General features: G+C 31.3%; 24 protein-coding genes. 19 read left to right on the top strand and 5 right to left on the bottom strand.

Features of this window, described 5'->3' with window-relative positions; genetic code table 11:
• Positions 1–8 precede the first annotated feature (8 nt).
• From CD129_RS06605 to CD129_RS06580, 6 genes are all read left to right on the top strand, one after another.
• Positions 9–1,106: an ABC transporter ATP-binding protein gene (locus CD129_RS06605; protein WP_078356800.1), complete on the top strand. Its 1,098-nt coding sequence runs from the start codon at positions 9–11 to the stop codon at positions 1,104–1,106.
• Positions 1,099–1,902: an ABC transporter permease gene (locus CD129_RS06600; protein ID WP_078356801.1), complete on the top strand. Its 804-nt coding sequence runs from the start codon at positions 1,099–1,101 to the stop codon at positions 1,900–1,902. The genes CD129_RS06605 and CD129_RS06600 overlap by 8 nt, the downstream gene beginning before the upstream one ends.
• A gap of 1 nt (position 1,903) precedes the next feature.
• Complete coding sequence (locus tag CD129_RS06595) at positions 1,904–2,716, top strand: ABC transporter permease (protein ID WP_078356802.1); 813 nt, start codon at positions 1,904–1,906, stop codon at positions 2,714–2,716.
• The gene (locus CD129_RS06590) at positions 2,713–3,786 is read left to right on the top strand and encodes an ABC transporter substrate-binding protein (RefSeq protein ID WP_115337601.1); all 1,074 of its coding nucleotides are present in this window, start codon (positions 2,713–2,715) and stop codon (positions 3,784–3,786) included. The genes CD129_RS06595 and CD129_RS06590 overlap by 4 nt, the downstream gene beginning before the upstream one ends.
• Positions 3,787–3,866: 80 nt before the next feature.
• Complete coding sequence (locus tag CD129_RS06585; protein WP_158079021.1) at positions 3,867–4,880, top strand: DUF4064 domain-containing protein; 1,014 nt, start codon at positions 3,867–3,869, stop codon at positions 4,878–4,880.
• A gap of 60 nt (positions 4,881–4,940) precedes the next feature.
• A complete protein-coding gene (locus CD129_RS06580) occupies positions 4,941–5,516 on the top strand; it encodes a DUF4064 domain-containing protein (RefSeq protein ID WP_115337600.1) in 576 nt (191 codons plus the stop codon).
• Positions 5,517–5,666: 150 nt separating this feature from the next.
• Here the strand turns inward: CD129_RS06580 and CD129_RS06575 are convergent, their stop codons facing one another.
• Positions 5,667–6,278 (bottom strand): YktB family protein, encoded by a 612-nt coding sequence (locus CD129_RS06575; protein ID WP_115337599.1) that lies wholly within the window; start codon positions 6,276–6,278, stop codon positions 5,667–5,669.
• A gap of 104 nt (positions 6,279–6,382) precedes the next feature.
• Here CD129_RS06575 and CD129_RS06570 point away from each other — a divergent pair, with 104 nt between their 5' ends.
• Positions 6,383–7,207, top strand: coding sequence for an inositol monophosphatase family protein (locus tag CD129_RS06570; RefSeq protein ID WP_078356807.1), 825 nt, complete (start codon positions 6,383–6,385; stop codon positions 7,205–7,207).
• A 1,074-nt stretch (positions 7,208–8,281) separates the two neighbouring features.
• Here the strand turns inward: CD129_RS06570 and CD129_RS06560 are convergent.
• Positions 8,282–8,467, bottom strand: coding sequence for a DUF5325 family protein (locus tag CD129_RS06560; RefSeq protein ID WP_016911319.1), 186 nt, complete (start codon positions 8,465–8,467; stop codon positions 8,282–8,284).
• A gap of 221 nt (positions 8,468–8,688) precedes the next feature.
• On the opposite strand from CD129_RS06560, the gene typA reads away from it, so the two are divergent.
• Entirely contained in the window at positions 8,689–10,536 is a 1,848-nt protein-coding gene (gene typA / locus CD129_RS06555) for a translational GTPase TypA (RefSeq protein WP_078356809.1), read from the top strand.
• A 5-nt stretch (positions 10,537–10,541) separates the two neighbouring features.
• A complete protein-coding gene (locus tag CD129_RS06550) occupies positions 10,542–10,880 on the top strand; it encodes a YlaH-like family protein (protein WP_078356810.1) in 339 nt (112 codons plus the stop codon).
• 37 nt (positions 10,881–10,917) lie between these two features.
• On the opposite strand, the gene CD129_RS06545 is transcribed toward CD129_RS06550, so the two are convergent.
• Positions 10,918–11,061, bottom strand: a complete 144-nt coding sequence (locus tag CD129_RS06545) for a DUF2197 domain-containing protein (RefSeq protein WP_078356889.1) — start codon at positions 11,059–11,061, stop codon at positions 10,918–10,920.
• A gap of 5 nt (positions 11,062–11,066) precedes the next feature.
• Entirely contained in the window at positions 11,067–11,549 is a 483-nt protein-coding gene (locus CD129_RS06540) for a hypothetical protein (RefSeq protein WP_078356811.1), read from the bottom strand.
• 140 nt (positions 11,550–11,689) lie between these two features.
• Between CD129_RS06540 and CD129_RS06535 the strand changes: the two genes are divergently transcribed.
• From CD129_RS06535 to CD129_RS06525, 3 genes are all read left to right on the top strand, one after another.
• Entirely contained in the window at positions 11,690–11,965 is a 276-nt protein-coding gene (locus tag CD129_RS06535; protein WP_016911324.1) for an Fpa/YlaN family protein, read from the top strand.
• Positions 11,966–12,031: 66 nt separating this feature from the next.
• Positions 12,032–13,228, top strand: coding sequence for an FtsW/RodA/SpoVE family cell cycle protein (locus tag CD129_RS06530; RefSeq protein WP_078356812.1), 1,197 nt, complete (start codon positions 12,032–12,034; stop codon positions 13,226–13,228).
• Positions 13,229–13,367: 139 nt separating this feature from the next.
• Positions 13,368–16,817: a pyruvate carboxylase gene (locus CD129_RS06525; RefSeq protein ID WP_115337597.1), complete on the top strand. Its 3,450-nt coding sequence runs from the start codon at positions 13,368–13,370 to the stop codon at positions 16,815–16,817.
• Positions 16,818–16,876: 59 nt separating this feature from the next.
• Here CD129_RS06525 and CD129_RS06520 read toward each other — a convergent pair whose 3' ends face one another.
• The gene (locus tag CD129_RS06520; RefSeq protein WP_078356814.1) at positions 16,877–17,788 is read right to left on the bottom strand and encodes a COX15/CtaA family protein; all 912 of its coding nucleotides are present in this window, start codon (positions 17,786–17,788) and stop codon (positions 16,877–16,879) included.
• 356 nt (positions 17,789–18,144) lie between these two features.
• Between CD129_RS06520 and cyoE the strand changes: the two genes are divergently transcribed.
• The 7 genes from cyoE to CD129_RS06485 all read left to right on the top strand — a co-directional run bounded on the left by cyoE (position 18,145) and on the right by CD129_RS06485 (position 24,643).
• On the top strand, positions 18,145–19,050 hold the full coding sequence (gene cyoE, locus CD129_RS06515; protein WP_170167678.1) for a heme o synthase: 906 nt from the start codon (positions 18,145–18,147) through the stop codon (positions 19,048–19,050).
• Positions 19,051–19,087: 37 nt separating this feature from the next.
• Positions 19,088–20,155, top strand: coding sequence for a cytochrome c oxidase subunit II (gene coxB, locus CD129_RS06510; protein ID WP_078356816.1), 1,068 nt, complete (start codon positions 19,088–19,090; stop codon positions 20,153–20,155).
• 23 nt (positions 20,156–20,178) lie between these two features.
• Positions 20,179–22,080, top strand: coding sequence for a cytochrome c oxidase subunit I (gene ctaD, locus CD129_RS06505; protein ID WP_078356817.1), 1,902 nt, complete (start codon positions 20,179–20,181; stop codon positions 22,078–22,080).
• Positions 22,080–22,709: a cytochrome c oxidase subunit 3 gene (locus CD129_RS06500; RefSeq protein ID WP_078356818.1), complete on the top strand. Its 630-nt coding sequence runs from the start codon at positions 22,080–22,082 to the stop codon at positions 22,707–22,709. Before ctaD ends, CD129_RS06500 begins: the two co-directional genes overlap by 1 nt.
• 1 nt (position 22,710) lies before the next feature.
• Entirely contained in the window at positions 22,711–23,064 is a 354-nt protein-coding gene (locus CD129_RS06495; protein WP_078356819.1) for a cytochrome C oxidase subunit IV family protein, read from the top strand.
• A gap of 152 nt (positions 23,065–23,216) precedes the next feature.
• Positions 23,217–24,170, top strand: a complete 954-nt coding sequence (gene ctaG / locus CD129_RS06490) for a cytochrome c oxidase assembly factor CtaG (protein ID WP_078356820.1) — start codon at positions 23,217–23,219, stop codon at positions 24,168–24,170.
• A gap of 11 nt (positions 24,171–24,181) precedes the next feature.
• Positions 24,182–24,643: a DUF420 domain-containing protein gene (locus CD129_RS06485; protein WP_174221869.1), complete on the top strand. Its 462-nt coding sequence runs from the start codon at positions 24,182–24,184 to the stop codon at positions 24,641–24,643.
• Positions 24,644–24,856 lie beyond the last annotated feature (213 nt).

Below are 24,856 nucleotides of genomic sequence, written 5' to 3'. Positions count from 1 at the left end.
GGCAATTTATGAAACAACCAATCATAAAGTTCGAAAGTATTTCAAAAAACTTTAATAACACTCAAGTATTAAATGATGTCAGTTTTGAAATTGAAGAAGGAAAATTTTACACATTACTAGGTCCCTCAGGATGTGGTAAAACGACTATTTTGAAATTAATAGCTGGCTTTGAAACAGCATCAAATGGAAATATATTATTTAATAACAAAATTATTAACAAAGTACCAGCAAATAATAGAAAAGTGAATACAGTATTTCAAGATTATGCTTTGTTTCCGCATTTGAACGTATACGATAATGTAGCATTTGGATTAAAAATAAAGAAATTAAATAAAAAAGACATACAAATCAAAGTAAAAGAAGCGTTGAAATTAGTAAAGCTTGAAGGATATGAACAGCGTAAAATTACGGAAATGAGTGGTGGTCAAAAACAAAGAGTAGCTATAGCGAGAGCATTAGCTAATGAACCAGAAATTATTCTCTTAGATGAACCACTCTCAGCATTAGATTTAAAACTGAGAACTGAAATGCAATATGAATTACGAGAATTACAACAAAGATTAGGTATTACATTTATATTTGTTACACACGATCAAGAAGAAGCTTTAGCAATGAGCGATTATATATTTGTAATGAAAGACGGAAAAATTCAACAAAGTGGTACGCCGGTTGATATATATGATGAGCCTGTAAATAAATTTGTTGCTGATTTTATAGGTGAATCAAATATTGTGAGTGGTGTAATGAAACGTGACTATGAAGTTGAGATGTATGGCATTTCTTATGAATGTGTTGATGCTGGATTTAATAATGATGCAAAAGTTGATGTAGTAATACGTCCTGAAGACATTTCGATAAAATCAGAAAGTGAAGGCAGAATTTCGGCAGTTGTAGACTCTCAATTATTTAGAGGTGTCCATTATGAAATATGCTGTTATGATGCGCAAGGAAATGAATGGATCATACAAACGACTAAGAAAGCGACTATTGGTGAAACTGTAGGATTGGATTTTGATTCTGAAGCAATTCATATAATGTTACCAGGGGAAACGGAAGAAGAATTTGATCGTCGAATTGAAAGTTATGAGGATGATGATAATGCATAAGATTAAATCATTATTACTTGTACCTTACATGATTTGGATCGCTTTATTCATTATTGTACCAATAGCTATGATTTTTTATTCATCACTACTTGATATTAATGGACATTTTTCTTTTGAAAATTATAAAAACTTTTTTACAAGTGCATATTTAGAAATGACTTTAAGTTCAGCTTGGTACGCATTTATTATTACGTTTTTTTGCTTAATAATTAGTTATCCTCTAGCACTTGTATTACGAAATGCCAAAGCTAAAGAGATATTACTTTTACTTATTATATTACCTACTTGGATTAATCTATTGTTAAAAACATATGCCTTTATCGGTATTTTAAGTCATGATGGACTATTAAATAAAATATTAAATGTCTTTAATGTACCTACAACTGAATTATTATTTACGAGTACGGCTTTTATTATCGTGTCAGTTTATATATATATTCCATTTATGCTTTTACCAATTTTTAATTCTATGGAAGAAATACCTGAAAATTTATTACAAGCATCTAGAGACTTAGGTGCAAGTCATTTCACAACTTTCAGAAGAGTAGTCGTTCCTTTAACTTTAGAAGGTGTCAAAACAGGTATTCAAATTACATTTATACCTGCCTTATCTTTGTTTATGATTACGAGATTAATTGCGGGTAATAAAGTCGTGAACTTAGGTACAGCAATTCAAGAACAGTTTTTAGTTACTCAAAACTATGGAATGGGTTCAACGATTGCAGTATTTCTAATATTAGCAATGGCATTTATATTGATTGTAACTAAATCTAAATCAGAAAATAAGGAGGTATAGTATGAAAATAACTGGAAAAATATATTTATCAATTATACTCGTATTTTTATACTTACCGATTTTCTTTTTAATTTATTATTCATTTAATGCTGCTGGTAATATGACTAGTTTTAAAGGTTTTACGTTTGATCATTATTTATCTGTTTTTCAAAATAAACGGTTAATTGTCATTATAGTAAATACAATAGCAATTGCTTTGTTAGCTGCAAGTATATCAACATTAATTGGTATATGTGGAGCTATTGGAATTTACTATTTAAGAAATAAAAAATTAAAAGTCGGTTTATTAACATTAAATAATATACTTATGGTTAGTTCTGATGTTGTAATCGGTTCTTCATTCTTATTATTATTTACATTTATAGGTCATTTTACAGGAATGGGATTAGGATTTTGGTCAGTTTTAATTTCACATATTGCTTTTTGTGTGCCAATAGTAGTGTTATTAGTGTTACCAAAACTATATGATATGAATACGTCTATGATAGATGCAGCGAGAGATTTAGGTGCAACTTCGTGGCAAACATTAATTAAAGTAATCATACCTCATATATTGCCTGGTGCAATTGGTGGTTTCTTTATGGCGCTCACATATTCTTTAGATGACTTTACAGTAAGTTTCTTTGTTACTGGTAGTGGATTTAGTGTCTTATCAGTAGAAGTTTATTCTATGGCTAGAAAAGGAATTACGATGGAAATCAATGCAATTTCTACTTTACTATTTGGATTAGTGATGATACTTATTTTAGGTTACTATTTCATAAAAAGAGGTCAACAAAGAAGAATTGAAAAAAGAGGGGGCATATTAAGATGAAACAATTAATGCAATTAGTAGGTATTTCATTAATCGTTGGAGCTTTATTAATGTTATCAACTAAATTAATTGATCCGCCACCTTCTAAAGGTAAAAAAGATGTTATATATGTTTACAATTGGGGTGAATATATAGACCCTGAACTTACTAAAAAGTTTGAAAAAGAAACTGGTATAAAGGTCGTATATGAAACGTTTGACTCAAATGAAGCAATGATGGCCAAAATTAAAAACGGCGGTACGTCATATGACATTGCAGTTCCAAGTGAATATACAGTGGAAAAAATGAAAAAAGAAAAGTTATTAATTCCAATTGATCAAAAGAAATTACCAAATATGAAAAATTTAGATAAAGAATTTATGAATATGCCTTTTGATCGAGGAAATCAATATTCAATTCCATACTTTTGGGGAACAGTTGGTATATTGTATAATCCTGAAAAAACAAAAGGAATGAATTTCAATTCATGGAATAGTCTTTGGGATAAGCGACTGAAAGATGATGTATTAATTGTTGATGGATCTCGTGAAGGAATTGGATTTTCTTTAAATAGTATGCATGAAAGCTTAAATGAAATAAATGAACAAAAACTTAAAAAAGCTCAAGACAAATTAATTAAATTATCACCAAATGTAAGAGGGGTTGTTGGTGATGAAATTAATACAATGATGGTTCAGAATGAATCTGACGTTGCTGTGGTTTGGAGTGGTATGGCTGCAGATATAATGTCAGAAAATGATCAATTAGACTTCGTAGTACCAAAAGAAGGTTCAAATTTATGGTTTGATAATCTCGTAATACCAAAAACAGCACAAAATGTTGAAGGTGCACATAAATTTATTAATTTCTTATTAGAAGAAGAAAATGGTAAACAAAATGCAGAGTGGGTAGGATATGCTACACCAAATAAAGCTTCATATAATCTATTAGATAAAAATGTTAGAGAAGATGAACGATTTTATCCAGATTCAACAGTTAGAAGTAAACTTGAAGTATATGAAGATTTAGGTAAAGAAAACATTTCAAATTATAATGAAGCATTTTTAAAATTTAAGATGTCATTAAATTAATATTTAAAAGGGTCTTTGTGAGAAACGAAGCCCTTTTTTTGGTATAATTGAAACCAATTCATTATTAGGAGGTAAATATGATGAATTCATATGTAGAACATGTGAGGCAGCCAGTTAGCAGAGGCGTAGAAAAATTTTTAGGCTGGCTTTCTTGGATAATTTTATTAGGTGTTACAGCATTGTCTTTATTTGCAGCACTTGTAGTATTAAATAATCCTAACAATTTAAATAGACTGGAATCGTTAATTAATCGTTTAAATATTAATATCACTGCTAATGGACAGTTATTGTCTGCTAGTGACGTTGCACTAAATATTCAAAATGGAATATGGCTATTTATTATTTATTTGATAATTGTTTTAATCTTTTCATTTATAGGATTAGTGATGATGAGATGGAGAGTATTTGCAGCTATTGTATTTTTACTTTTAGCAATAATTACAATTCCATTATTTATTGTTTTAGTGCCACTCTTTTTCTTTATAGTGAGTATTTTATTATTTGTAAGAAAAGATAAAATATTGCCTATACAAGGTATGGAACAACAACAATCTTTTCAAGATAATCAAGGTAGGGTAAATAATCAGCCTAGACAATCAGAGTCTAGACAATCTCAACCAATGGAATCAAATTATCAACAAAAAAATGAGCAAAACAACGAAAAAGCATTTATTGCAAATCAACCAAATACAAAAGAAGAAGAGCATGTAGAATCACAACAACACGAAGTTCATAGTGAAACTACAAATAATGAAGAAGTTTTATCTCGAAGTAAAAAACATCAAAAACATCAAAAACAAAATGAACAAATGAATGAATTTAATAATGAGCAAGTTGAATTTGACCAAAATGAAGTGAATAATCAAGAAGATTTAGGTCAAAGAAACCAAGATCCTTATAATTATGAAACGACTCATTCAGATGAGTATCAAGTTCAACCTGGTAGACAAAAGAAAGAAAAGAAAGTTAAAAAAGAAAAGCCAAATGCAACATTTGAAAGAAGAAATAATTACGAAAAAAGAATGCAACAACAGAAAAATTATTTTGAAGAAAAAAATAATTCTGAGCAAGATGTTGAGAAAAAAGATAAATAAGGTTGAAAAATAAACTATAGATTGAGATAATTAGAATTGACAAAAATTAGGAGGATTTAAATGAAAAGAACGATTGAATATACATTATTAATTATTGGTGCAGTGTTTTCATTAATTGGAATTGTATTTGCATTTGTAATTAAATTTGTTTCAAAAACACCAGAATTTAAATCAGAATTTAAATCTTCTTTTAATGAAGAGATACAAGGAACGCAGGATATACCTAGTTCTCTATCTGCAGATCAAGTGTTGAATTCATTTGCTGGATTTACAAATTATGCACTTGTAATACTTGTAATCAGCATCTTATTAACAATAGTTGCTATTATATTTGTTAAAAAGCAAAGAATTTTATCAGGGGTATTAGCAATAGTAGCAGGTTTAGTATCAATATTGATTATGAACTTTATATCATTCTTACTATTAATTGTTGCGGGAATCATGTTATTGGTTAGAAAGAACAAAACAAACAATCAATTCGAAGATGTTAACTTTCAAAACGATTTAAACAATAATCAAAATAACTTTGAATCAAACGACAATAATCGAAATAACTTTGAATCAAATGAAAAACAAGTAAACAATTTAGATGAGACTGATAAAAAGAAAAAAGACGACGATCCATATATTTATTAATTTAACTAGAGTATGAAATATCATTTATACCCACAATAAAACTCTCTCAATCCGATTTATTTATGGATTGAGAGAGTTTTATATTTTTAAATATCAGAAATAAAAGTTGCCTAGTAAAATTTGTTTAATTATATTCGAATTAGGCAATGACTAACTATAGAATTTGATCAATTCATCAAATGTTTCATCTAAATATTCAGTAAAGGATTTATCTGTTTTTAACACTTCTGATTTTGGATCTAAAGTTCTAGCTATGAAAAACTCAGCCTTTTTAATATCTTTCAGCCTTTTAATATGATGTTTTAAGTCAGCTTTTGATAATGAGTCAATTGGCGACTTATCAATATTATAATGATCAAAGCATAATGAATAGTCACTTGGAAGTTCTTCTAATAGGTGTATATTTTTATTTAAGAAATCAGCCATGTTTCCTTTATTTTTATTTTCATGCATAACGCCAAACATAATAAATAATTGAGATTCAAATAATCCTATTTGAAAATGGGGTAACATTTTATAACCGCGTTGATTAGTAGCGAATGCTACCCATGTATCTTTCGGTGGGTTTACTGTTCTACGAGCGTGTTTTGCTACATGATAATAAAAAGTATCTCCAGTATTGTTTGTTAAATAATTTGTGTATTTTTCACCTAAAGCGTTCAATTGTGGTCTTACATGTTCATCTAGTGCTTGCATTCTATTTTCTAAACCGTCAACACTAAAGACTTTAAAATCTTTTTGTTTAAAAGTATACTTAGTCATAGTTGTCCTCCTTAAATCTATGGTACATATGTATATTTTATCATAATTTTTTTTGAATATATAAAGAACAATGCTAATATAAAAATAACATAGGAGGTTTTGTCATGGAAATATACAAGTTCGCATATCAAATTATTAATGACGCAGGCAAAGTTATTAGAGAATCAATAGATGAAGAAATTCAAATTGAAACTAAATCCAATCCAAATGATTTAGTAACAAATATAGATAAAGAAACAGAAGATAGATTATTTAATAATATTATGTCTGCATACCCAAATCATAGAATTTTAGGTGAAGAGGGACATGGCAAAGATATTAAAGATACTGATGGCGTATTATGGATAGTTGATCCAATTGATGGGACATTGAATTTTGTTCACCAACAAGAGAATTTTGCAATATCTATTGGTATATATATCGATGGAGAGAAATATGCAGGATTTGTATATGATGTAATGAATGATAAGATGTATCATGCTTTAGCTGGTAAAGGGGCATGGCTAAATGATGAACAACTAAAACCACTAGAAGATACTGAATTGAAAACGAGTTTGATATCAACAAATCCACTTTGGTTAACAAAAGAAAAACTTTCTGATATTTATGTGCCTATAGTAGACGATGCTAGAAGTACTAGAGCATATGGATCAGCAGCATTAGATTTTGCGAATGTAGCTAAAGGTATTACGAGTGCATATTTGACAATGAGATTACAACCATGGGACTTTGCAGGTGGATTAATAATCGCTGAAGAAGTAGGCGCTGTTGTCACGAATCAATTAGGAGAAAAGTTAAACATATTAGAAGCAAATTCTATATTAGTAGGTAATAAGTCTATACATCACGAATTATTCAATGAATACTTTTTACCACATAAAGCACTATTAGAACAAATTCATAATGATAGATTTAGAGGTAAATCATAGAGTTTAAAAAATAATTTATCTAAATCACAAATTGAAATAAAGCTTGGACATAAACGTCCTAGAAATTTAATAAGAGCAGAAATTCATTAGTAAGCCTGAATTTCTGCACTTATTTTTTGTATAAAATATTTTGGGATGTCGTAGATTAACTTAGGACTTAATCTACAACTTGGTCGGACTCTTCGATTAACTATTGGATTAATCTACAACTTAATCGAACTCTTAGATTAACTTAGGACTTAATCTACGACTTGGTCAAACTCTTAGATTAACTAGTGACTTAATCTACAACTTGGTCGAACTCTTAGATTAACTTAGGACTTAATCTACAACTTGATCGAACTCTTAGATTAACTTAGGACTTAATCTACAACTTGGTCGAACTCTTAGATTAACTTAGGACTTAATCTATAACTTGGAAGAACTCTTAGATTAACTTAGGACTTAATCTACAACTTGGTTGAACTCTTAGATTAACTAGTGACTTAATCTACAACTTGGTTGAACTCTTCGATTAACTTAGGACTTAATCTAAGACTTGGCAGAACTCTTCGATTAACTAATGGATTAATCTACAACTTATCTCATTTTTCTATAAAAATAGCTATTAGCAACGATTTTGTGAAGTGCTGACGCCTGAGGGAATAGTATGTGAGAGAGACTACAGGCTCGAGCCATACCCCTAGGCAAGCATGCACGAACAAAATCGTAAGATTTTATAAAAATAGATATTGGTAACGATTTTGTGAAGTCCTGACGCCTGAGGGAATAGTATGTGTGAGAGACTACAGGCTCGAGCCATACCCCTAGGCAAGCATGCACGAACAAAATCGTAAGATTTTATAAAAATAGATATTGGTAACGATTTTATGAAGTGCTGACGCCCGAGGGAATAGTATGCGTGAGAGACTACAGGTTCGAACTATACCCCTAGGCAAGTATGCACGTACAAAATCGTAAGATTATATAAAAAAATAAGCATATCACTATAAAACTGAAAAATTCAGTTAAGTGATATGCTTATTTATTTTGAGTTAGGATTTATGTCCCAAGCACATATTATGTCGTTTATGATTATAGCCAGCCGTTTTCACGGTATTTCTTTTTAAGTGTAAAACCAAATCCCATTGTTGCGACGATTAGCAAAACTGCTAATAGCATAAACAAAATAGAACCTTCAGCTAATGCAAAGCTAAACACTAAAAGGAAAAATGTTACAATTAAAGCAAGTAGTACAAAGATTGCTTTAGATTTTTTCATTTATATCCATCCTTTAACCGTTTTCATTACTTTATTATGCGTCACATGTTTATAAAAATCAACCGGTTGTTATCAAACTACTTAATTAAAAAAATGGGAATTTGAGTAAATATGTTCAATAATAGTTATTTTTCTAGCGTTTTATGTTATAATTATCAAGTTATAAATATAAGTCGAATAAAAAGTCGATTAATTTTAAATCGGAGAGGAAAATTTTTTGCATGACTAATTTAAGAGAGAATGTACGTAACATTGCAATTATTGCCCACGTTGACCACGGAAAAACAACACTAGTTGATGAATTATTAAAACAATCAGGTATTTTTCGTGAAAATGAACATATAGCAGAACGTGCGATGGATTCAAATGATATAGAAAAAGAACGAGGAATTACAATTTTAGCGAAGAATACGGCGATAGATTATAAAGAACACCGTATTAACATATTAGATACACCTGGACATGCTGACTTCGGAGGAGAAGTTGAGCGTATTATGAAAATGGTTGATGGTGTCGTTTTAGTTGTAGATGCATACGAAGGAACAATGCCACAAACACGTTTTGTACTTAAAAAAGCACTAGAACAAAATTTAAAACCAGTAGTAGTAGTGAACAAAATAGACAAACCTTCTGCTAGAGCAGAACAAGTTGTAGATGAAGTATTAGATTTATTTATCGAATTAGATGCTAATGACGAACAACTTGAATTCCCAGTTGTATATGCTTCTGCATTAAGTGGTACAGCAAGTTTAGATGCTGACAAACAAGATGAAAACATGCAATGTCTATATGAAACAATTTTAGATTACGTTCCTGCACCTATTGATAATAGAGATGAACCGTTACAATTCCAAGTTGCATTATTAGATTATAATGACTATGTTGGACGTATCGGAGTTGGACGTGTATTTAGAGGTACAATAAAAGTTGGACAACAAGTTTCACTAGTTAAAATTGATGGTACTGTTAAAAACTTCAGAGTATCTAAAATATTTGGTTTCTTTGGTTTAAACCGTGTTGAAATTGATGAAGCATACGCTGGCGACTTAATCGCAGTAAGTGGTATGGAAGATATCAACGTTGGTGAAACAGTTACACCTCATGATAATGTTGAAGCATTACCTGTTCTACGTATTGATGAACCAACATTAGAAATGACTTTCTCAGTAAATAATTCACCATTTGCTGGTAAAGAGGGTACTTTTGTTACTGCTCGTAAAATCGAAGAAAGATTAGAAACTCAATTAGAAACAGACGTATCTTTACGTGTAACACCAACTGAATCACCTGATTCATGGGTAGTTGCTGGACGTGGGGAATTACATTTATCTATTTTAATTGAAAATATGAGACGTGAAGGTTTTGAATTGCAAGTTTCTAAACCTCAAGTTATTGTTAAAGACGTTGATGGTGTTAAATCAGAGCCATACGAACGTGTTCAAATTGACGTACCAGATGAATATACTGGTGCAATTATTGAATCATTAGGTTCTCGTAAAGGTGAAATGTTAGATATGCAATCTAACGAAAATGGTCAAACTAAATTAATCTTTATGGTACCAGCTCGTGGATTAATTGGTTACTCAACTGAATTCATGTCAATGACTCGTGGTTATGGAATTATTAACCATACATTCGATTCATATCGTCCAAGAATTAAAGGACGTATTGGCGGAAGAAGAAATGGTGTTCTTGTTTCTATCGATAAAGGTGTAGCAAGTACTTATGCTATCATGAACTTAGAAGATAGAGGCGTAAACTTCATGGAACCTGGAACAGAAGTATATGAAGGAATGATCGTTGGGGAAAACACTCGTGAAAATGACCTAACTGTAAACATTACAAAAGTTAAAGCAGCTAACAATATTCGTTCAGCTACAAAAGAACAAACAACTACTATGAAAAAACCAAGAATTTTAACACTTGAAGAAGCATTAGAATACTTGAATGATGATGAATTAGTAGAAGTAACACCAGAATCTATTCGTTTAAGAAAAAAAATCTTAGATAAATCAGAAAGAGAAAGAGCTCAGAAGAGACAAAAAATGGCTGAACAAGAAGAGGAGTGATATAGATGCTCTTAGTTGCTAAAAATGTAAGTGTTAATCCAACAGACAGGCTTTCATTTTTTGGTAAGTTATTTAGAGTAGATGAGAACCCAGAGCTTGGTATGTGGCTTTTATTATTAACAATATTCGTATTAAGTGCGATAGTTTATAATTTAGGGTTTGCAAGAAAACTTAAGTTTTGGCAAAACATTATTATCTATATATTACTGTTTTTAGGTTGTTTATTATTAACATTTCTTGCAGTATTTTTACCTGTAGGAGAAAGTTTAATAATAGCAGCAATTGTTTTAGGTCTTTATCGCTACAGACTTCATAAAGAAAGACGTAGCCAAAAACAACAATAAAAAAAGGTAGCTCATTGTGAGCTGCCTTTTTTTATTTCTAAGATTTTGGTTTATCTAATTTACTTTTACAGTCATCACACATAAATGTACGAATAGGGTGATTTCTTAGTCGTTTTGCTTCTTTAGATTTAGAATCTAAATTAACGATAGAATCACAGATTATACATTTAGCTTTCATAATCATGGTTAAACAACCTCAATTTCAGCTACATAGCTGAATTTATTTTGATATCCATTTTCTTGATCATAAGTGAAAGCATCAATCTTACCATCTTTATAAATCATTTTTCCTTCTTTAGAAAAGTGGAAGAATAAGTATGGCCAGTTTTCAATCGGTATTTCTATTGAATCAGTATCATTTTTTAAAACAACTTTAGTCGCATTATCATTCGGTTCAGAATTCTTTATGAAAGGCATTGCATTAATTACGAAGCTTTCTTGTAGAAATGAACGTTTTTTGTAAGTTGTTTCGCTATTTAAAGTAGGTGGCATTGTAGCACCTTCTAAAATAGCACGGTTCCATGCTACATTGTTCTCAAATTCAATTGGTCTTTCTCCATTAAAGATTCCTTGTTCTAAATCTTCAATTTTTACTTTACGATCATCAAATATCCAAGTTGTTGCGTCTAGTGTAATAGTAAATTTTGAATTCCCTTTAATTTGTATCAATTTTTTCACTCCTATCAAATTCACAATTTAATTTTAACATACTTGTAATTAATAACCTTCTGTTTTCGCTTGCAATTTTCACATTTCTAGTCTAAAATTTTATAAGTATAGAAACATAAAAAATTAAGGGGGAGTATGTCATGCATAACGATTCAGAAATTTGTCAAAAGGCATATGACCAATTATATAACGATTCTGAAAAAATCCTTCAGTTAATAAAGGTACAAATGGACAACTTAACAATGCCTCAATGTCCTTTATACGAGGAAGTTTTAGATACGCAAATGTTTGGTCTTCAAAAGGAAGTAGATTTTGCAGTACAAATTGGACTTGTTGATAGAGAAAAGGGTCAGACACTTATGGCAAGTTTAGAAAAGGAACTATCTAAATTGCATGATGCTTTCACAAATGCTTAAATGATACAAAGTCTAGAGAGGAGAAATCTTTCTTTAGACTTATTTTTTTAGAATTGGAATGAGTAGATGGACTATATTAAAAGTTTTTTTCAGTACATTAAGAATTACTCCAAATACATAGATTTCACATTGTTAATAACGTATATTATTTTATCTTTGATAGGTTTAGTCATGGTATATAGTGCAAGTATGGTAGCTGCTACAAAAGGTACTTTAACTGGTGGTATACCTGTTGCAGGCACATACTTTTTCATTAGACAATTATTGTATTGTATAGTAGGATTTTCCATTGTCTTTTTCATGTCATACTTTATGCATATTAATATTTTGAAAAATAAGCGTGTTCAACAAATCGTGATATTCACTATTTTTGGATTACTTATACTAACATTATTAATTGGTACTGAAATTAATGGTGCGAAAAGTTGGATTAACCTCGGATTTATGAATTTACAAGCTTCAGAAATATTAAAAGTAGCTATGATTTTATATTTATCTTTTATTATTGATAAAAGACGAAATCGACTCAAACAGTTTAAACTTGCACTAATGATGCCATTGTTCCTAATTGGTACTTGTATAGGATTAGTTTTATTACAAAATGATACTGGACAAGCACTTATACTTTGTATGATTGTATTATGTATATTTGCTTATTCTGGAATAGGTATTAAGGCAATTTTAAAATGGTCTGGTCCTATCTTTGCAGGTGTAGTGTTATTAGTTATTTTTAGTATTGTATTTAAAGGTGGCATATTATCTCAGCACCAAGCTGACCGTTTCCATGTGCTTGAAAATCCATTCAACTATGAGAGTGGTATCGGTTATCACTTAGCTAACTCGTTATTAGCAATTGGTAATGGAGGTATTTTTGGTAAAGGATTAGGTAATGGTATTATGAAATTAGGTTATTTGCCTGAACCACATACCGATTTTATCTTTGCAGTTATTGCTGAAGAATTAGGGTTAGTAGGAGTGCTAATCATTCTTGGTTTACTACTATTTATTGTATATAAAGGATTTTTATATGCAGCATTAACAGATTCTTATTTCTTTAAACTTGTATGTGTAGGAATCTCAAGTTATATAGGTGTACAAACGTTTGTTAACTTAGCTGGTATTTCTGGAACTATACCATTGACGGGTGTCCCTTTACCATTTATGACATTTGGTGGTTCGTCTATGTTGAGTTTAAGTATAGCTACAGGAATCTTACTTTTAACTGCTAAACAAATTAGAATTGATCAATATCACAGAAAATAATATGTGCATATTTAATCAGTGAATTTAATAAATTATATGAAAAAAGCGGATTATAGTAGAATATAATCCGTTTTTTTTATATAATAGACTAATATATTGTTTTTAGAATATTCAAATACATTGAGGGGAGCCTCCAATTATGAGCAAAATAAACAAATTATTAGTAGCCAATCGAGGCGAAATTGCAATTAGAATTTTTAGGGCGGCAACAGAATTAGATATTGAAACAGTAGCAATTTATTCTAATGAGGATCTAGGAGCTTTACATAGATATAAAGCTGATGAATCATATTTAGTTGATGAAAATCTTGGACCAACAGAAAGTTATTTAGATATAGAAGCGATTATTAAAGTAGCTAAAAAAGCAGATGTCGATGCGATACATCCGGGGTATGGCTTTTTAAGTGAAAATGAAACTTTTGCAAAACGATGTGCTGAAGAAGGCATTAAATTTATTGGTCCAGAACTTAAACATTTAGATATGTTTGGCGATAAAGTTAAAGCGAGAGCAACAGCTATTGAAGCTGGAGTACCAGTTATCCCTGGGACAGAAGGTTCTGTACAATCTTTTGAAGAAGTTGAAGAATTTACAAAACAAAGTGGATTTCCAGTAATTATTAAAGCTATCTCAGGTGGCGGCGGTAAAGGTATGCGTATCGTAAATGATGCAAGTGAATTAGAAGATGCCTATCAACGTGCTAAATCTGAAGCTGGCAAATCATTTGGAAATAGTGAAGTTTATGTCGAAAAATACATAGATCAACCTAAACATATCGAAGTACAAGTAATAGGGGACGAACACGGCAATCTCGTTCACTTATACGAAAGAGACTGCTCAGTTCAACGAAGACATCAAAAAGTTGTAGAGGTAGCACCATCTGTATCATTAGGTGATGAGCTTAGACATCGTATTTGTGATGTAGCCCTAGACTTAATGAATAAAATCGGTTACGTGAACGCAGGTACTGTAGAATTTTTAGTTTCAGGCGATGAGTTTTACTTTATTGAAGTAAATCCACGTGTACAAGTAGAACATACAATTACAGAAATGGTAACTGGTGTGGATATAGTTAAGACTCAAATATTAGTTGCTGAAGGTGAAAATTTATTTGGCGATAAAATTGAAATGCCTAAGCAAGAAGATATTAAAACTTTAGGTTTTGCAATTCAAAGTCGTATTACAACTGAAGATCCTTTAAATGACTTTATGCCTGATACAGGTAAAATTATTGCTTATCGTTCAAGTGGTGGCTTTGGAGTTAGACTAGATGCTGGTGATGGGTTTGAAGGTGCAGAAATTTCGCCTTATTATGATTCTCTATTAGTGAAAGTATCAACTCACGCAATGTCATTAAGACAAGCAACTGAAAAGATGTTACGTTCCCTTAAAGAAATGAGAATTAGAGGTATTAAAACTAACATTCCATTCCTTTATAACGTAGTAAACCATGAGAAATTTGCTAAAGGTACTTATACAACTAAATTCTTAGAAAACAATCCAGAATTATTTGAAATAACACCATCACGAGATAGAGGTACTAAGACACTACAATATATTGGTAATATATCTGTAAATGGTTTTCCAAGTGTTGAAAAAAGAGAAAAGCCTCATTTTGAAAAATTTAAAATAGAAGAAGTAACAAAAGAAGAATTATCAGCTTTATCAGGTACTAAACAAATTCTAGAACAACAAGGTCCAGAAGGCGTTAGTAAATGGTTAAAAGAACAAGAAGAAGTTCTTTTAACAGATACTACATTTAGGGATGCACATCAATCACTATTAGCAACTCGTATGAGAACTTATGATATGTTGCAAATTGCACCTGAAACTGCGAAATATTTAAATGATGCCTTCTCATTAGAAATGTGGGGCGGTGCAACATTTGATGTAGCTTATAATTTCTTAAAAGAAAATCCATGGGAACGTTTAACTAGATTACGTAAAAAAATACCTAATGTATTATTCCAAATGTTATTAAGAGCATCAAACGCAGTAGGTTATAAAAACTACCCAGATAATGTTATAGAAAAATTTGTTCAAGAAAGTGCAGATGCTGGTATAGACGTATTTAGAATATTTGATTCACTAAACTGGTTAGATCAAATGAAAGTTGCCAATGAAGCGGTACAAAAATCAGGAAAAATTTCTGAAGGTGCTATTTGTTATACGGGTGATATTCTAAATCCAGAAAGATCAAATGTATATACTTTAGATTATTACGTCAATTTAGCAAAAGAATTACAAAGTGAAGGTGTTCATATTCTTGGTATAAAAGATATGGCAGGTTTATTGAAACCTAAAGCTGCATATGAACTAATTAGTGAATTGAAAACACAAATTGACATACCTATTCACTTGCATACACACGATACAAGCGGAAATGGTTTATTAATATATCAAAGTGCTATTAGAGCAGGTGTAGATGTAATAGATACAGCAGTTGCAAGTATGAGTGGAACAACATCTCAACCTTCTGCAAACTCTTTATATTATGCTTTAAGTGGTAACGATAGAGATGTAAGAACAAATATAGATGGCCTAGAAAGATTATCTCAATATTGGGATACAGTAAGAAATTATTATTCTGACTTTGAAAGTGATATTCGTTCACCACATACTGAAATTTATCAACATGAAATGCCAGGTGGACAATATTCTAACTTGAGCCAACAAGCTAAAAGTTTAGGTTTAGGTGAAAGATTTAATGAAGTTAAAGATATGTATAAACGAGTTAACTTATTATTTGGAGATATCGTTAAAGTAACACCATCTTCAAAAGTAGTAGGTGATATGGCATTATACATGGTTCAAAATGATTTAGACGAACAAAGTGTTATTAAAAGAGGAAACTCATTAGACTTTCCTGAATCAGTAGTGTCATTCTTTAAAGGCGAAATCGGCCAACCAGTAAACGGATTTAATAAAGAATTACAAAAAGTAATTTTAAAAGGTCAAAAAGCAATTGAAAAACGACCTGGCGAATTATTAAAACCGGTTGATTTTGATGCTTTACGAGAAGAGTTACAAACTAAACAACAAGGTGAAGTTACAGAACAAGATTTAATAAGCTATGCAATTTATCCTAAAGTTTATGAACAATATATTAAGACTTATGAAAGTTTCGGTAATTTATCATTGTTAGATACACCAACATTCCTATTTGGTATGGCTAAGAATGAAACAGTAGAAATAACGATAGATAAAGGTAAAATTCTTATCGTTAAATTACTTTCAATTGGTCATGTATACGAAGATGGACATCGTTGGGTATATTACGAATTAAACGGACAACCAAGAAAAGTATATGTAAAAGATGAACACGTAAAAGTTTCTGAAGCTGTACTTCAAAAAGCGGATTTAAGTAATGAATCTCACATCGGAGCTCAAATGCCTGGAACTATATCAGAAGTTAAAGTTAAACAAGGCGATGAAGTCAAACAAGGTGATGCATTAATCATTACAGAAGCAATGAAGATGGAAACAACAATTCAAGCGCCATTTGATGGCACAATCAGTAATATTTATGTTTCAGCTGGTGACAGTATTCAAACACATGATTTAATTATTACGATAGACAAAGCAGAATAATAGATAAAAAAAGCCTCTTAATTCTTATTGTAAAAGAATTAAGAGGCTTTTTTAAATAATTATAATTTTCGTTTGGATCTTCTAATAAGCATAATGAAATAGCATAATAAGCCAAATAGTAATGTAATGAATAATGCATGAAGTAATGCAATAAATAAATTCACTCTAGTTATTACGGATAACGCACCAGTCGTAACTTGTAAACATACTAATATGAATGCTAATAGCCAGCCGTACTTAATGACACGATATTGTGTATAATTTTTAAATGCATGAATGAAAATGTATAAGATCCATATAAATATGAAAAATGCTAATGTTCTATGAGACATTTGAACCCATTCATAAAAGTTTTGTGGTAACCCAATATTTCCATTTTGGCAAAGTGGCCAACTTAAACATGCTAAACTCGCATCTGCATGTCTAACTAATGCGCCTGAATATATTACGAAGTAAATGTATGTTGTTACAGCGAAAGTGTGAAACTTCAAATGATTATTTATTATTAAACTAGTTGCTTCGAATTTCTTGTCAACTTCATAAATGATTAATGTAAGTAATAAAACTGAAGCAAAGCTAATAAGTGATATTCCAAAGTGTAAAGATAAAATAAAAGCATTTTGTTGCCAAATAACTGCGGCAGCACCAATAAGTGCTTGTGCAAAAATAAATGCAATACTTGTTATCGATAGAGGTTTAACTTCTCTAATGTGTCCTAATTTAACCCAGCTTATATAAGAAAGCATACAAACTAATATAAGTGCTAAACCAGACACACCTCTATGAGCTAATTCTATAATCGTTTCAATTGGCCAATCTGAAGGAATGAAAGATCCATGACATAATGGCCAAGAACTACCACAACCATCAGCAGAACCAGTTTTAGTTACGAGTGCTCCACCTAATTGTACAAATAACATTACGATTGTCGCTAGAGTTGCTAGCCATTTCAAAAATTTATCACTAAACAATACGAACACCTCAAGTAAAATTTAAATTCATATTTATAGTACATAAAATGGGCTATATTCTAAAATAAACCTTATTTATATTTAAAAATATGATAGAATTTAAGAGAACAACGTATTAACAATTGTTATTACTTTAATACGATTCTGATTTAAACACTAATATCTATAGTATAACAATGAATGAGCATTGTAAATGTTACACAATAATGACTTTTTATGCGTACTCAGAAGGAGTAATAAAATGTCAAAATTTTGTTTCAAAAATGTATAGATTATGTGACAATTTTCATATATCATTGAGTTATATGTGAAAGATAATGGAAGGAGGGACAAAATTGCAACAAAATCAATATAGTGTGACTTCTGAAAAAGACATAGGCACAGGACGTCTCACGTTATATGAAATTAAAGCCATCATTAAAATGGGTCTTGTTCAAGGGAATCTGATCCCAACATTTGCAGGTGCATGGCTTGCAATAGTATTTGGTGGATTTAACTTCTTCCAAAGTTTGCCGATTGTACTATTAATGATAGTAGGGTCAACACTTATTATGGGTGGAGCTTGTGCTATTAACAATTACTACGATCAAGATATTGATTCTATAATGCCATCAAAACAAAAAAGACCAACTGTTAATGGAAGAATCAGTGATCGCCACTTAATTCAATTGAGTTTTGGACTAATGATTTTGGGTGAAATTTTACTATTCATGATTAATATTCCAACAGGGATAATTGGATTGCTTGGAATATTTGGTTATGTCGTGTTGTACTCAATTTGGTCTAAGAGACATACCGTATGGAATACGGTAGTTGGTAGTTTTCCAGGTGCAATACCACCATTAATTGGTTGGGCGAGTATTGATCCATCATTAAGTCCGCTTGCATGGACACTATTTTTAGTGTTATTCGCATGGCAACCTGCTCACTTTTATGCTCTTGCTTATCGTCGTAAAGATGAATATGCTTTAGCTAATATACCAATGTTACCATCTGTAAAAAGCTTTAATAGAACGCGTTTGAGTATGTTACTTTGGGTAGTACTTTTATTACCTTTACCGTTCTTGATGACTCAATTAGGTACTGTATTTATAGTTATTGCTACATTACTTAATATAGCTTGGATGATATTAGCTTTAAATGGATTTAAAAAAGAAATAAACAAATCAAAATGGGCTACGAGTATGTTTGTATTTTCTTTAAACTATCTTGTTATTTTCTTTGTAATGACGGTTTTAGTTACTGTTGTACAATTAATATAATTAATATGAATGAATGCATGAAAGAGGGGTTAAACGAATGAAGACACGTTTAAAAAACACGAAAATGTTTGCTTTGCTTGCGACACTGCTATTTGTGTTAGCAGGTTGTGGCGAAAAACATTTATCAGTACTTCGACCAGCTGGTGAAGTAGCTGATAAACAATTCTTTTTATTAATGCTTTCTATAGGCATTATGTTGCTAGTTATTGTTGTAGTTGTTATTATTTTCTTAATTGCAATGATTAAATTCCGTCGAAAAAAATTAGGTGAAGATTTTGTACCTAAAGATGTTGAAGGTAATCATAAATTAGAATTAGTTTGGACAATCGTTCCAATTCTTTTACTTATTATTTTAGCTATCCCAACGGTAATACTTACGTTCTCATTAGGAGATACTAAAGCTATCGACAAAGTGGATGAAAAAGGTGAAAGTAAAGAGCTTGTAATAGATGTTACTGCTAACCTTTATTGGTGGGAGTTTAGTTATCCAAACGAAAAAATTGTTACAAGCCAAGAACTTGTAGTACCTACAGATAAAAAAGTTTACTTCAGATTACATTCTGCTGATGTTAAACACTCATTCTGGGTACCTGCAGCTGGTGGTAAAATGGATACTAACGTAGAAGGAATTAATAAATTCTACTTAGAATTCAATGATAAAAAAGCAAAAGATGTTAAAAATTTATTCTACGGTAAATGTGCTGAGCTTTGTGGACCTTCACATGCATTAATGGACTTTAAAGTAAAAGCCTTACCACAAGATGATTTTGACAAATGGGTTAAAGATATGAAATCTGTTGATAAACCTGTAGCTGCTACTTCTAGCCAAGCTAAAGAAGGTGAAAAGGTATTTAATAAATCATGTGCAGGATGTCACGCTGTTACACCAACAGGAGAAGGTGCTAAAGGACCTAACCTTACTAACTTTGGTGATCGTGATTTAATTGCAGGTTATTTAGAACATGATGAAGAAAACCTTAAAAAATGGATAAAAGACCCAGAAAGTATTAAACCAGGAAATAAAATGACTGATCAATACAAAGTTTCTGATGAAGACATTGATGCTTTATCTGCCTACTTAATGGAAAGAAAAGTCGATAAGTAAGAATTGAAAGGGAGGTTACTCTAGTGTCTACTCAAAGTAAAAAGGGGTTTGGATCAACTGTTTGGGACTTTTTAACAACTGTTGACCACAAAAAAATTGCTATTTTATATTTAATTGCTGGGGGATTATTCTTTGCTGTTGGTGGAATAGAAGCAATGTTAATCCGTATTCAGTTAATAGTTCCAGAAAATGACTTTGTGTCAGCTGGCCTGTTTAATGAAATTATAACTATGCATGGTACAACGATGATATTCTTAGCTGCAATGCCTTTGCTATTTGGCTATATGAATGCTGTTGTTCCATTACAAATTGGTGCACGAGATGTTGCATTTCCATTCTTAAATGCATTAGGTTTTTGGTTATTCTTCTTCGGTGGAGTATTCTTAAACTTATCATGGGTTTTAGGTGGAGCACCTGATGCAGGTTGGACATCTTATGCAAGTTTGGCACTTGAATCTGCCGGACATGGTATTAACTTCTATGCTCTAGGGCTGCAAATTTCTGGTGCTGGTACTTTAATTGCTGGTATTAACTTTGTAGCTACAATTGTTAATATGAGAGCACCGGGTATGACGTATATGCGTATGCCATTAATGACTTGGACAACATTTGTTGCTTCAACTTTAATCGTATTTGCGTTTCCACCATTAACTATCGGTATATTCTTGTTAATATTCGATAGAATGTTTGGTACATCATTCTTTGTTGCTTCTCAAGGTGGTAACACAATCATTTGGGAACATTTATTCTGGATCTTTGGACACCCAGAAGTTTATATTCTAGTTTTACCAGCGTTTGGTATTTTCTCTGAAATTATACCTGTATTCGCTAGAAAAAGATTATTTGGTTACTCAGCGATGGTATTCGCTACAGTATTAATTGGTTTCTTAGGATTTATGGTATGGGCTCACCATATGTTCACAGTAGGACTAGGTCCAGTAGCTAACGCTATTTTCGCTGTTGCAACTATGGCAATCGCTGTACCGACAGGTGTTAAAATATTTAACTGGTTGCTCACTGTATGGGGCGGTAGTGTTGAATTTACGACACCAATGTTATATGCATTATTCTTCATACCATCATTCGTTATGGGTGGCGTAACAGGTGTCATGCAAGCATCAGCTCCTGCTGACTATCAATTACATGACTCGTACTTTATCGTTGCTCACTTCCATTATGTAATCGTTGGTGGTGTAGTATTTGCGCTATTAGCAGGTTTACATTATTGGTTCCCATTAATTGCTGGAAAAATGTTAAGTGAAAAACTAGGTAAAATCACATTCTGGTTATTCTTCATTGGTTTCCATTTAACATTCTTAATCCAACATTTCTTAGGACTATGGGGTATGCCTCGTCGAGTATTTACATATCTACCAGGACAAGGATATGATATACCAAACTTAGTATCTTCAATTGGTGCTTTATTTATGGCTGTAGCTGTAATTATAGAAGTAACTAACGTTGTAATTACATTAATTAAAGGTGAAAAAGTTGGTAAAGATGCATGGGGAGATGGCCGTACTTTAGAATGGTCATTACCAATACCTACGCCACATTATAACTTTGCACAAACACCTTTAGTTCGTGGTCTAGATGCATTATGGGTTGAGAAAACTCATGGTGATGGAAAAATTCTTCCAGCAGAATCACTAGATGAAATACACATGCCTAACAATTCATTTGTTCCATTTATGCAAGCATTTGGACTATTTGTAGCATCATTCGGTGCAATGTATTTTGCAGATGGTAAAGAATGGGCTCTAGATGCTGTTAAAGACTTAAATGAAAAACCTTGGGCAGTATATGTACTTATTCTTGGATTAGCAATTACTGCAGGAAGTATGATTGTAAGATCACTTAAAGATGATCATGGTCATCATATTTCTAAAGAAGAATTATTAGAGTATGAAAGGGGTGAGCGTTAATGTCACATGAAGAAGTTAAATTTACAGCTGACAATTGGCCTGACCATCCTGAAACAGCATCTATGGAAGGTAAAAATAAACTCGTAGGTTTCTGGGTATTCCTTGGTGGAGAAGTTGCATTATTCGCTTCATTATTTGCAACATACTTAGCATTAAAAGATGCTGTACCAAGTGAAGATCATTTATTAGCTAAAGATTTATTCCACTTACCATTAGCGTTCGTAATGACGATGTTATTATTAACATCATCTTTAACAAGTGTTTATGCTTTATACCATTTACGTAACTTTAATGCTAAAGGCGTATTCATTTGGATAGGTGTTACAGTCTTGCTAGGTTTAGGTTTCTTAGGACTTGAAATTTATGAGTTCGTAGAGTATGTTCATCAAGGCCATACATTCCGTTCAAGTGCTTTTGGTAGTGCATTCTACTTCTTAGTAGGAACGCACGGTTTCCACGTTGTTATTGGACTAGTATGGTTAACATTACTTATATTCCGTAACAAAGCTAGAGGTTTAAGTATTTATAATGCACATAAATTTAATACTGCTGCTCTGTATTGGCACTTTATTGATGTTGTATGGGTGTTTATCTTTACAGTAGTATACTTGATGGGAGCGTTAGGATAATATGAGCCAACAAATAAATCATGACGCACAGGCACTTAAAGCATATAAGAAACGTAAAAGTACAAAAGAAATGCGCATGCAAGTTACTAACTTTGCAATTATGATTTTTGTTACATTTGTTGCTTTCGCACTTGTTGCTGCAGAGTTTCCTAAAGAATTTGTTATACCAGTAATTTTAGGTTTAGCTGTTTTACAAGTAGTATTACAATTTTACTATTTCATGCATATGAAAGCTGAAAAACATGGTGTATCTAAACTGTTTATGATAACAGGCATATTCTTTGGATTATCATTTGTTGTAACTTTCCTTTATATTGTATGGTTAGGCGATCCATTATTCGTTAAAACAAAATAATGATTTTAAGACTCAAAAACTTTGTTATATAAGTTTTTGAGTCTTTTTCTATATTTGGTCATATCATTGTCATAACTATTTATTTTGTTGGGTTGTTTAACTTTGAATTAAATTTTATAATAAGAGTAATGACTTTATGGGGAAGTGTTTAGATGGGTAACTTAACCTCAATATCAATATTTGGATTTTGGGCAAATTGGACTCCGTTCTTTTTTGTAGGGGTATTATGCGTAATTATTTTATATTTTTTAATCTGTGGAAAATGGTATAAAGATATTCCTGGAGGCAGACCGTTAAGAAAAGGTGAAGCAGTTTTATTTGTTATATTAATGCTATCAATATATTTATTAGAAGGTGGACCAATCGATCTACTTTCACATATTATTTTTAGTTTTCATATGTTACAAATGGCTTTGTTGTTTTTAATTATTGTGCCAATGCTATTTTTTGCAATTCCAGAATACATTGTTAAATATGTAGAAGAATTACCTGTTATTAATAAAATAGTAAAATTGTTCACAAAACCAATTTTAGCTATATTTCTTTTCAACGGATTATTCTCTGTATACCACATACCACTAGTGTTAGATACGTTAAAACAAGATGTTGTATTACATGATTTGTACACAATTATATTATTCATTAGTGCATGGTTTATGTGGCATCCTATATTCAATAGACATATATCTGAAGAAAATCAAATGTCTAATATTAAAAAGATACTTTATATTTTCTTCATTGGTGTACTCTTAACACCGTCATGTGGTCTAATTATCTTTAGTGGAAATGCTATGTACGACACATACACGTCTGGAGAGGCGTGGTTAGGCGCTATGACTTTATGTGTACCTGCAGACACATTGAATGCTGTTGTCCAAGGTACAGGCTTATCTGGTCCAGAATACTTTACGAATTTTTCACCATTGGAAGATCAACAAACTGGTGGCGTCATAATGAAAGTAATGCAAGAAATCGTCTTTGGAGTATATCTATACATTATATTTATAAGATGGTTCCGTTATGAGAGAAAAAATGAAAAACAAATTACTGAAGATAGTTTGAGAAAATTACAAGAAAGAAAAGCTTTATATAATCAATTTAGATAGGATGTATAAAAATGAATTTACCTATATTACCGACAATTAGTACAACATTTATAGTATTAAGCGCAGTCTTAGTAGCTATTGGTTGGTACTTTATATCACAAAGAAAGATCGAAACACACAAAAAATTTATGTTATCAGCTGCAGTTGCTGCTGTAATATTCTTTACAATTTACGCTAGTAGAACAATATTTATCGGTAACACATCTTTTGGTGGACCTGATAGCATCAAGATTTATTATACTATATTTTTAATTTTCCATATTACACTTGCTACAGTTGGTGCTATTATGGGGATATATACGATTTATTTAGGCTTGAAGAATAAACTAGAGCGACATCGTAAGTTTGGACCTGTAACTTCAATTATATGGTTCTTTACAGCTATTACAGGCGTAGCAGTTTATTTATTACTATATGTTTTCTATCATGGCGGAGAAACAACTTCTATGATCAAAGCAATTTTAGGGCATTAATATAATGTTAGTGCTTGGGACATAAATCTCAACGCAAAATAAATAAGCATATCACTTACCTGATTTTTTAAAGGTTACAGTGATATGCTTATTTTTTCATCTTACGATTTTGTACGTGCATGCTTGGTATGTCAACAAAAACTTAGACAGAATTCATAAGTTTATAAGAGGTTGGCGTTTGATAATTTAATCCTGCATGTATTCTTTCATTGT

The organism is Mammaliicoccus fleurettii, from assembly GCF_003970575.1.
GTDB lineage: Bacteria > Bacillota > Bacilli > Staphylococcales > Staphylococcaceae > Mammaliicoccus > Mammaliicoccus fleurettii.
The sequence above is the reverse complement of the archived record's forward strand: the minus strand, read 5'-3'. Positions and strand labels throughout refer to the sequence as shown.

Excerpts from the sequence above, each read along its gene's own strand:
- CD129_RS06495 (WP_078356819.1), top strand. The coding sequence starts at position 22,711 with ATGAGCCAACAAATAAATCATGACGCACAGGCACTTAAAGCATATAAG.
- CD129_RS06560 (WP_016911319.1), bottom strand. The coding sequence starts at position 8,467 with ATGAAAAAATCTAAAGCAATCTTTGTACTACTTGCTTTAATTGTAACA.
- CD129_RS06535 (WP_016911324.1), top strand. The coding sequence starts at position 11,690 with ATGCATAACGATTCAGAAATTTGTCAAAAGGCATATGACCAATTATAT.
- CD129_RS06605 (WP_078356800.1), top strand. The coding sequence starts at position 9 with ATGAAACAACCAATCATAAAGTTCGAAAGTATTTCAAAAAACTTTAAT.
- typA (WP_078356809.1), top strand. The coding sequence starts at position 8,689 with ATGACTAATTTAAGAGAGAATGTACGTAACATTGCAATTATTGCCCAC.
- CD129_RS06590 (WP_115337601.1), top strand. The coding sequence starts at position 2,713 with ATGAAACAATTAATGCAATTAGTAGGTATTTCATTAATCGTTGGAGCT.
- ctaG (WP_078356820.1), top strand. The coding sequence starts at position 23,217 with ATGGGTAACTTAACCTCAATATCAATATTTGGATTTTGGGCAAATTGG.
- CD129_RS06570 (WP_078356807.1), top strand. The coding sequence starts at position 6,383 with ATGGAAATATACAAGTTCGCATATCAAATTATTAATGACGCAGGCAAA.
- CD129_RS06600 (WP_078356801.1), top strand. The coding sequence starts at position 1,099 with ATGCATAAGATTAAATCATTATTACTTGTACCTTACATGATTTGGATC.
- CD129_RS06575 (WP_115337599.1), bottom strand. The coding sequence starts at position 6,278 with ATGACTAAGTATACTTTTAAACAAAAAGATTTTAAAGTCTTTAGTGTT.
- CD129_RS06580 (WP_115337600.1), top strand. The coding sequence starts at position 4,941 with ATGAAAAGAACGATTGAATATACATTATTAATTATTGGTGCAGTGTTT.
- CD129_RS06485 (WP_174221869.1), top strand. The coding sequence starts at position 24,182 with ATGAATTTACCTATATTACCGACAATTAGTACAACATTTATAGTATTA.
- CD129_RS06500 (WP_078356818.1), top strand. The coding sequence starts at position 22,080 with ATGTCACATGAAGAAGTTAAATTTACAGCTGACAATTGGCCTGACCAT.
- coxB (WP_078356816.1), top strand. The coding sequence starts at position 19,088 with ATGAAGACACGTTTAAAAAACACGAAAATGTTTGCTTTGCTTGCGACA.
- CD129_RS06530 (WP_078356812.1), top strand. The coding sequence starts at position 12,032 with ATGGACTATATTAAAAGTTTTTTTCAGTACATTAAGAATTACTCCAAA.
- CD129_RS06595 (WP_078356802.1), top strand. The coding sequence starts at position 1,904 with ATGAAAATAACTGGAAAAATATATTTATCAATTATACTCGTATTTTTA.
- CD129_RS06550 (WP_078356810.1), top strand. The coding sequence starts at position 10,542 with ATGCTCTTAGTTGCTAAAAATGTAAGTGTTAATCCAACAGACAGGCTT.
- CD129_RS06585 (WP_158079021.1), top strand. The coding sequence starts at position 3,867 with ATGAATTCATATGTAGAACATGTGAGGCAGCCAGTTAGCAGAGGCGTA.
- CD129_RS06525 (WP_115337597.1), top strand. The coding sequence starts at position 13,368 with ATGAGCAAAATAAACAAATTATTAGTAGCCAATCGAGGCGAAATTGCA.